The 8,223-nt window shown below is 58.1% G+C and carries 9 protein-coding genes and 1 pseudogene; 6 read left to right on the forward strand and 4 right to left on the reverse strand.

Annotation, left to right across the window (positions count from 1 at the left end; genetic code table 11):
- Positions 1-26 precede the first annotated feature (26 nt).
- Both leuS and rpsU read left to right on the forward strand, forming a co-directional pair.
- Positions 27-2,453: a leucine--tRNA ligase gene (gene leuS, locus Q0Z71_RS10330; RefSeq protein WP_298021969.1), complete on the forward strand. Its 2,427-nt coding sequence runs from the start codon at positions 27-29 to the stop codon at positions 2,451-2,453.
- Positions 2,454-2,681: 228 nt separating this feature from the next.
- A complete protein-coding gene (gene rpsU / locus Q0Z71_RS10335; RefSeq protein WP_016324321.1) occupies positions 2,682-2,864 on the forward strand; it encodes a 30S ribosomal protein S21 in 183 nt (60 codons plus the stop codon).
- A gap of 51 nt (positions 2,865-2,915) precedes the next feature.
- Here the strand turns inward: rpsU and Q0Z71_RS10340 are convergent, their stop codons facing one another.
- Positions 2,916-3,683 (reverse strand): hypothetical protein, encoded by a 768-nt coding sequence (locus Q0Z71_RS10340; RefSeq protein WP_298021973.1) that lies wholly within the window; start codon positions 3,681-3,683, stop codon positions 2,916-2,918.
- A gap of 75 nt (positions 3,684-3,758) precedes the next feature.
- On the opposite strand from Q0Z71_RS10340, the gene Q0Z71_RS10345 reads away from it, so the two are divergent.
- From Q0Z71_RS10345 to Q0Z71_RS10355, 3 genes are all read left to right on the forward strand, one after another.
- A complete protein-coding gene (locus Q0Z71_RS10345; protein WP_298021975.1) occupies positions 3,759-4,271 on the forward strand; it encodes a YqeG family HAD IIIA-type phosphatase in 513 nt (170 codons plus the stop codon).
- Between the two features lie 146 nt (positions 4,272-4,417).
- Positions 4,418-4,987, forward strand: a complete 570-nt coding sequence (gene efp / locus Q0Z71_RS10350; protein ID WP_298021978.1) for an elongation factor P — start codon at positions 4,418-4,420, stop codon at positions 4,985-4,987.
- A 171-nt stretch (positions 4,988-5,158) separates the two neighbouring features.
- Complete coding sequence (locus tag Q0Z71_RS10355) at positions 5,159-5,590, forward strand: CD1247 N-terminal domain-containing protein (protein ID WP_298021982.1); 432 nt, start codon at positions 5,159-5,161, stop codon at positions 5,588-5,590.
- 134 nt (positions 5,591-5,724) lie between these two features.
- On the opposite strand, the gene Q0Z71_RS10360 is transcribed toward Q0Z71_RS10355, so the two are convergent.
- The 3 genes from Q0Z71_RS10360 to Q0Z71_RS10370 form a co-directional block, all read right to left on the reverse strand.
- Positions 5,725-6,300: an imm68 putative immunity domain-containing protein gene (locus tag Q0Z71_RS10360; protein WP_298021985.1), complete on the reverse strand. Its 576-nt coding sequence runs from the start codon at positions 6,298-6,300 to the stop codon at positions 5,725-5,727.
- A gap of 164 nt (positions 6,301-6,464) precedes the next feature.
- Positions 6,465-6,707: a TfoX/Sxy family DNA transformation protein gene (locus tag Q0Z71_RS10365; protein ID WP_298021988.1), complete on the reverse strand. Its 243-nt coding sequence runs from the start codon at positions 6,705-6,707 to the stop codon at positions 6,465-6,467.
- Positions 6,708-6,932: 225 nt separating this feature from the next.
- Positions 6,933-7,772, reverse strand: a complete 840-nt coding sequence (locus Q0Z71_RS10370) for a pantothenate kinase (protein ID WP_298021991.1) — start codon at positions 7,770-7,772, stop codon at positions 6,933-6,935.
- 286 nt (positions 7,773-8,058) lie between these two features.
- On the opposite strand from Q0Z71_RS10370, the pseudogene Q0Z71_RS10375 reads away from it, so the two are divergent.
- Positions 8,059-8,223, forward strand: a pseudogene (locus Q0Z71_RS10375) (nicotinate phosphoribosyltransferase); the annotation flags it as partial.

Below are 8,223 nucleotides of genomic sequence, written 5' to 3' on the forward strand. Positions count from 1 at the left end.
CTTCATAATCAATAAAGGAGAGAACTATGAAGTACGATTTTACCGCCATCGAGAAAAAATGGCAGGAGAAGTGGCTGGAGGAAAAGCCCTTCACCGCCGTCAACGGGGACACCAGCCGGGAGAAGTTCTTCGGCCTGATCGAGTTCCCCTATCCCTCCGGCCAGGGCCTCCATGTGGGCCATGCCCGACCCTTTACCGCCATGGACATCATCTGCCGCAAGAAGCGGATGCAGGGCTACAACGTCCTGTTTCCCATCGGCTATGACGCCTTCGGCCTGCCCACGGAGAACTATGCCGTGCAGCACCACATCCATCCCGCCAAGGTGACCCACGACAATATCGAGAATTTCCGCAAGCAGCTCCACATGCTGGGCTACTCCTTTGACTGGGACCGGGAGGTCAACACCACCGACCCCAGCTACTATAAGTGGACCCAGTGGATCTTCCTCCAGATGTTCAAAAAGGGCTTGGCCTACAAGGCCTCCATGCCCGTGAACTGGTGCACCAGCTGCAAGATCGTCCTGGCCAACGAGGAGGTCGTGGAGGGTGTCTGCGAGCGCTGCGGCGGCGAGGTCATCCGCAAGGAGAAATCCCAGTGGATGCTGGCCATCACCAAGTACGCCGACCGCCTGATCGACGATCTGAACGACGTGGACTTCATCAACCGCGTCAAGATCCAGCAGCGCAACTGGATCGGCCGGTCCGAGGGTACCGAGGTGGATTTCACCGCCACCAACGGCGACAAGCTGACGGTCTACACCACCCGGTGCGACACCCTGTTCGGCGTCACCTATATGGTCATCTCCCCCGAGCATCCCTATCTGGAGCAGTGGAAGGACCAGATCAAGAACTGGGACGAGGTGGCCGCCTATCAGGCGGAGGCCGCCCGCAAGTCCGACTTTGAGCGCGGCGAGCTGAATAAGGAAAAGACCGGCGTCCGCCTGGACGGCATCGAGGCCGTCAACCCCGCCAACGGCGCCCATGTGCCCCTGTTCGTCTCCGACTATGTCCTGATGGGCTACGGCACCGGCATCGTCATGGGCGTGCCCGGCCACGACCAGCGCGACTGGGACTTCGCCACGGCCTTCGGCCTGCCCATCGTCGAGGTGGTCAAGGGTGGCGACATCACCAAGGAGGCCTTCGCCCTGAAGGATGACACCGGCATCATGGTCAACTCCGGCTTCCTGGACGGCATGACCGTCAAGGAGGCCATCCCCGCCATGAAGAAGTGGGTCACGGACCAGGGCTTCGGCCGTCCCAAGACCAACTTCAAGCTCCGCGACTGGGTGTTCAGCCGCCAGCGTTACTGGGGCGAACCCATCCCCCTGGTGAACTGCCCCAAGTGCGGCTGGGTGCCCCTGCCGGAGGAGCAGCTGCCCCTGCTGTTGCCGGAGGTGGAGAGCTACGAGGTCACCGACACCGGCGAGTCTCCCCTGGCACAGATGCACGACTGGGTGAACACCACCTGCCCCAAGTGCGGCGGCCCCGCCCAGCGTGAGACCGACACCATGCCCCAGTGGGCCGGTTCCTCCTGGTACTTCCTGCGGTATATGGACCCCCACAACGACAAGGCCCTGGCCAGCAAGGAGGCCCTGGATTACTGGTCTCCCGTGGACTGGTACAACGGCGGCATGGAGCACACCACCCTGCACCTGCTGTACAGCCGCTTCTGGCACAAGTTCCTCTATGACATCGGCGTGGTGCCCACCAAGGAGCCCTATGCCAAGCGCACCAGTCACGGCATGATCCTGGGCGAGGGCGGCGAGAAGATGTCCAAGTCCCGGGGCAACGTGGTGAACCCCAACGATATCGTGGCCCAGTACGGCGCGGACACCATGCGCCTGTATATCATGTTCGTAGGCGACTTCGAGCAGGCGGCCACCTGGTCCACCGAGGCCGTCAAGGGCTCCAAGCGGTTCCTGGACCGCGTGTGGAACCTGGCGGAGGGCGCGGCGGACAGCTATGATGTGACGCCCGCCAATGAGCCCATCATCCACAAGACCATCAAGAAGGTCACGGAGGACGTTGACAGCCTGAAGATGAACACCGCCATCGCCGCCATGATGACCATGGTCAATGAGCTGACCGCCAACGGCGTCACCAAGGGCGACATGAAGTACCTCATTCTGCTGCTGAACCCCTTCGCGCCCCACATCACCGAGGAGCTGTGGGAGAACCTGGGCTTTGCGGCCCAGACCGGCAGGATGTGCTGCCAGGCGGAGTGGCCTGTGTATGACGAGAGCAAGACCGTGGCCTCCACGGTGGACATGGCCGTTCAGGTCAACGGCAAGCTGAAGGGCAGCATCACCATGCCCACCGACAGCGAGGAAAAGGCTGTGGTGGAAGCCGCCCTGGCGGTGGAGAAGGTCCAGAAGGCCACCGAGGGCATGAAGATCGTCAAGACCATCCTCGTGAAGAACCGGCTGGTCAATTTGATCGTAAAGCCCCAGTAAGACACCGCGCCGGTTGGCGTATCCAGGCGTTTTGCCGCAGGCAAAATCATGAAATGGGCGCATAAGTGCTTGTCCGGATCGGCTTTTGTGGAAAATTTGCTTGGATCTCACGGAAAATCCCTTGACAATTTCGGGCATACTCTGTATAATGCATGTGTTGAAGCCATAATTTATGGCCCTTAAAGTATCCTGGATTGAGCCGGATACCTCGGAGGGAGGGAAATATAGATGTCTGAGATCCATGTGAAGGAAAATGAATCCATCGACAGCGCGCTGAAGCGTTTCAAGCGCAGCTGCGCCAAGGCTGGCGTCCTGGCCGAGGTTCGGAAGAGAGAGCATTATGAGAGCCCCAGCGTCAAGCGCCGCAAGAAGTCTGAGGCCGCTCGCAAGAACAAGAAGCGTTATTATTGATGCGAAGAAAGTGCTGTGCCGTTGGGCGCAGCACTTTTTTTCATCTGGCTTTCAGCGCAGGTTCAGCTTCCCCGCAATGTCCAGGACTTCAGGCCACATGAGGAATGCCGCGGAGAAGCCCATGCTGGCTCCGATCTTCAGCTTTTGGTTCAGGGTATCCCCGTCGTCGAACAGGACAAAATGAGTCTCGCCGTTCTGGCTGTATGTAAAATACCGGGCGCACAGGTCCTGGGAGAAAAAGACCGCCGGGGATTCCCGTTCCATCAGGTGCCGCAGGGCCTCTCCCCCGAGGGGCTCTCCCTCGCCGGACCGGGCGGGGAGGCGGAAATCCATCCGCAGGCGCTGAACGTCCAGAGCCAGACGGCCCGCGCCGCCCCGGGACTGGGCGGCCTCCTGAAGCCGCTCCGCAAAATTTCCGCCGGAGATGGCGGTGCAGATCAGCAGGACGGCGCTCTGGGCCGCGCTGGAATAGGACTCGGGGACGTACAGGGTCCGCCGGTTGGCGGTCAGGACCTGGCCCAGCCGCTGGGCGAACAGGACACGGTCCCGCCGGGGGGATTCCTCAAAATCCAGCACCACGCCGCCATACCCCCGCCGGCTGCACTCCCGCAGGACCGCCGCGGACAGAGCCTCCGCGTCCTCGATGAGCGGGGCCTCCCGGTCGCTGACGGACAGCAGTCCGCCCCGGGTCTGCAGCAGCAGATTCTGCCGCAGCAGCGTGGAGCCGGGACCGATACGGTAAGCGACGTGGGCAAGGGCGCGGCAGTACTTGGACGCCTCCTGAAATTCTCCCGGTGTCACGGCCAGATAGACCTGCAAGACGATCTCCCCCTTGTGTATTTCAGCCTGAGCTGGTATACTGATAAAGAAGAATATGCAGACAAGGAGCCGCCTATGCCGTTTTCCCTTGTGCCGGACCGCCTGTTTCAGCGGTACGCAGATATCACACCTGAATATTTGAAGGGGCAGGGGATCACCCTGCTGCTCAGCGATCTGGATTTCACACTGGCGCCCAAATCGGTGCGCCGCCCGGACCAGCCTCTGCGGGATTGGATCGCGGAGCTCTCGGAGAACGGCATCCAGTTCATGATCGTCTCCAACAACCGCTCCGGGACCCGGGTGACGGAGTTCTGCGCGGACCTGGGCGTGCCCTATCAGGGACACGCGGGAAAGCCCTCCCCCCGCGGCCTGGAGGCCGCCATGGCCCGGGCGGGCGCGGACCGGGGCCACACCGCCATGCTGGGAGACAAGCTGCTGACCGATGTGCTGGCGGCCAACCGGGCCGGCGTTCTGGCGCTGATGGTGGAGCCTGTGGGAGGCGCTGTGACGGCGTGGCAGAAAGTCCTGCACGCCATGCAGGAGCCTTTCAAAGGGGCCTGCCGCCGCAGAACGGGAAAAAACCAGTGAAAAATTCCAGCAACTGGCTGAAAAATACTTGCAATAACGGGCAACATACGGTAAAATATCAACGGTTATTTCACTAGATATAGAAAAATAGAGAAAATGTCCTTCCACGGTCGTTTTCTCGTAAGATTTGTGAGGAGGAACAAACTATGCCTACCATTACTGCCGGCGATTTCCGGAAAGGTATGATTTTCGAGATGGATGGGAAGCCCATGGTCGTCGTGGACTTCCAGCACGTGAAGCCCGGCAAGGGGGCCGCCTTTGTGCGCACCAAGTACAAGAACGTCATCAGCGGAACCATCCGTGAGGAGTCCTTCAACCCCACCGCCAAGTTCGAGCAGGGCGCTGTGGAGCGCAAGAACGCCGAGTACAGCTATAACGACGGCGACCTGTACTACTTCATGGACCCCGAGACCTTCGATATGACCCCGCTGAATAAGGACGTGCTGGGCGATGCCTTCCAGTTCGTGAAGGAGAACACCATGTGCTCCCTGGTCAGCTACAAGGGCAGCGTGTTCACGGTGGAGGTCCCCAACTTCGTGGACCTGGTGGTCACGGAGACCGAGCCCGGTGTGAAGGGCGATACCGCCACCAACGTCACCAAGAACGCCACGCTGGAGACCGGCGCGCAGATCAAGGTGCCCCTGTTCATCAACGAGGGCGAGAAGATCCAGATCGACACCCGCACCGGCGAGTACCTGGGCCGCGTGAAGGAATGATATGAAAAGGGGGGGACCATGTCCCCCCTTTCGATTCCCCCTGCCGCGGGCCGGTGTGTATAACAAGGTAGATCAACTGGGAAAACCGCGGGCTTCTCTCCCTTTCCCCGGCGCCTGCGGACACGATCAATAGAATACACCACACTTTTTATTAAGAAAGGAGTTACTGCTATGGAGATCATGGAGAAGGTCGCCTATCTGAAGGGCTTGGCCGAGGGCATGGAGCTGGACACCGACAAGAAGGAGGGCAAGCTGCTGGCCGCCATCATTGACGTGCTGGAGGATATTGCCCTGGAGATCGAGGACATCGAGGACGCGCAGGCGGAGCTGGGCGACGGTCTGGACGCTGTCAGCGACGACCTGGAGGACGTGGAGGACGTCATCTTCGGCGATGATGACGACGAGGACGATGAGTACTATGAGGATGACCTGGGCGAGGACGAGGACTGCTACGCCACCACCTGCCCCACCTGCGAGGAGACCGTCTATTTCGATGAGTCCATCCTGGAGGACGGAGAGGTCATCTGCCCCAACTGCGGCGAAAAGCTGGAGTTTGACCTGTCCACGCTGGAGGACGACGACGCCCCTTCTGACGAGGAATAATTTCACAAGTCAAAAAAGCGGAGCCACCCGGGAAAACCTGTCCTGGGTGGCTTTTTCTATGGATACATCTCATGGGAACGCACAGCGGGACATCTGCCGCCCCTGTTACCGCTCGGCTTGTTGAGGTCCGGTTCTCAAACTCCTGATCCAAATATCCAAACGTGCAGGTATCCATCATGGATACCTGCACGATAAAATGGAAGTTGACGATTGATCCGTATCAAGCAAACAAATTCTTTTCTTAATTCTTCACAGAGCTTCGCCATTTCCTGCATGTCTTCTTCTGGACACATTTCTGACAGATCATATGCAAGCGGTTCGGACACAAAATCTGCTAAAGCTATGTTCATTTTCTCCATTTCCTCTTGCGTGGCTGTAATGCGAACATTTGAGGCGGCGTCGAGATCGCCTCCATATAATTCACACAAATTAACACTGCCACTCATTTTACATTCAAGAATTAAAGCAGCTAAGTCTGTAATAAGGTCAATGGCATAGTAAAACTCATGTTCACAACCTGTTTTATCTTTGTACTCCAACCAACTGTCTTTTTGCCGAAATTCCCAGTTCAGCTTATCCAACCCTGTATCAGAGAAGATTTCACGCAGAGAGATTTCTTCTTTTCCCTTGTCCGCTAAATAATCCACCAGTGTTAAGCTATCATCAGTATCGCCAATGTAGTGATTCCAATAGTTGTTTTCAATATACATGTTCGTCCTCCTCCATCTGCTTCCAATTGGCAAACTGGTCAGCTCTCTGGCAAATTTGATTTATTGCACGCACTTGATCACAGGCACTTCCAAGCTCCAACGCATGATCCGTGAAATCGCCGGTGCCCTGCCTGAACAACACGATGGATCAAGGGACGATGTTTTCATGCCTGCGCAGCGCTGCTTTTTAAAAGGCCGTTGAATGCTTTCAGATCTTTTCTCGGTTCATCAGAGAGACGATTCCATGCAGTATGCCGGATCGCTCCCTCTAAAGCATATAAATGCACCAGGCAGACCTGGGGATACGCTTCCTTTAACTGCAAAAATGCCCGCCTGGAACCGGATTCGATCAGCTTCTCTGGGGAATTGACCCCAGCAGCTGTCAGCTTCTGCGCTTTCTTTTCCAATATTCATCATAGCCGTCAATTCTGATCGGGCGTTTTTCATATTGGGCCTCCATTTGCTGGTGCACAGTCCGCCGCAGGGCTTTGGATGAAAGCAGTGCTTATAGCACACCATACAGTTCATCCTCTAAGGAGCAAATATCCTGTCGCCGATTTTTCAGGCTTTTTCATGCGCTGGCTTCCCCTCTGGCTGACCACTGTTGCCCCCCCCAAGGACAGCCGAAAGCGTCATTCCACCGCTTTTTTTCGCAGGCTGCACAGTCCCGCGCCGATAGCGGTGGCGAAGGTGGCGCTTTCAGGGATAATATAGTGGATGCCGTACAGCCGCTCGAAATTTTCAAAATTGGGCTTCACCTGGTCTAATGTGGTCATGGAGCCGGTGAGGATCACGGTCTGGGTGCCGCAGCTCTGGCAGGCCAGCACCGTCATGGTGCCGATGGCCTGGAGCACCAGGTTCACCGTCCCGGCGGCCAGGTCGGCGGGGGAGGCGTCCTCCGCCAGGTTGCCGAAGTTGGCGGCGGTCAGCGTTGGGTCCAGAGTGGGGGCCGGATGGTTGGTGATGTCCCGGATGGTCAGGTCCACCTGTCCCAGGTCGCCCTGGGCCGCCAGCTTTTTGATCTGGCCGAACCGCTCCATGCCCACCAGCTTGTGGCACAGGCCGCCCAGGGTGCCGCCGCCGATGCCGCTGCCGCACAGGTGCCGCACCGCGCCGCCTGCTTCCGCCCAGAGGAAGGCGGTGCCGGTGCCCATCGTCACCACCACGCCGCTCTCCTGGCCGGACAGGGCCAGCGCGCCGGTGCCGCTGGCGGAGAACTCGTCCACCTTGCAGGTGGGCAGGCCGAAAATGCTGCCGTCCACATAGGAGGCGCCTACGCCGGTGAGGACCACCCGCCGCACGTTTTGCAGGGACAGGCCGTTGCTGGAGAGATAGTTGCCCAGCGCGCCGTACAGGCTGGTCACCTGATCCTCCGCCCGGACCCGCAGCATCGAGACGATGCTGCCGTCGGCCCGCAGGCCCACGATCTTCGTGGTGGAGCCGCCGATATCGATACCTAAGATCACATCCATGGTGCAATTGATCCTTTCCTTGGGGGTTGAGAAGCCCCAATAATCCCCATAATAGGGGAGGGGGGGGCAGGTTGTCAATCCAAATTTGACAAAAATTTGACGGATCTGTAAAAAAGAATTGCTTTTCCCAATGAGACCGCCTATAATTTCTATAGTCGGCACAGTTGGAAAGAATCCACCCAGATTCTTTTCCATGCAGCGCTGCAGGCTGCGTATGCAGCCCTCTGTGCCTGACTATATCAAGGAGAAAGCGACCCTCGAAAAATTTTTTTACTGAGGTGCGGACATGAATACCGAACAAAAAATCAACATGACCATGCTCTGCGATTTTTATGAGCTGACCATGGGAAACGGCTATTTTCAGGCCGGATATAAGGACCGGATCACCTACTTTGACGTGTTCTTCCGGGATGTGCCGGACAAGGGCGGCTTTGCCATCTGCGCGGGCCTG

The organism is uncultured Dysosmobacter sp. (assembly GCF_947631635.1).
GTDB lineage: Bacteria > Bacillota > Clostridia > Oscillospirales > Oscillospiraceae > Oscillibacter.

What these genes read in the sequence shown, in the direction of transcription:
- leuS (WP_298021969.1), top strand. Translation starts at nt 27, where the DNA reads ATGAAGTACGATTTTACCGCCATCGAGAAAAAATGGCAGGAGAAGTGG.
- rpsU (WP_016324321.1), top strand. Translation starts at nt 2,682, where the DNA reads ATGTCTGAGATCCATGTGAAGGAAAATGAATCCATCGACAGCGCGCTG.
- Q0Z71_RS10345 (WP_298021975.1), top strand. Translation starts at nt 3,759, where the DNA reads ATGCCGTTTTCCCTTGTGCCGGACCGCCTGTTTCAGCGGTACGCAGAT.
- efp (WP_298021978.1), top strand. Translation starts at nt 4,418, where the DNA reads ATGCCTACCATTACTGCCGGCGATTTCCGGAAAGGTATGATTTTCGAG.
- Q0Z71_RS10355 (WP_298021982.1), top strand. Translation starts at nt 5,159, where the DNA reads ATGGAGATCATGGAGAAGGTCGCCTATCTGAAGGGCTTGGCCGAGGGC.
- Q0Z71_RS10360 (WP_298021985.1), bottom strand. Translation starts at nt 6,300, where the DNA reads ATGTATATTGAAAACAACTATTGGAATCACTACATTGGCGATACTGAT.
- Q0Z71_RS10370 (WP_298021991.1), bottom strand. Translation starts at nt 7,772, where the DNA reads ATGGATGTGATCTTAGGTATCGATATCGGCGGCTCCACCACGAAGATC.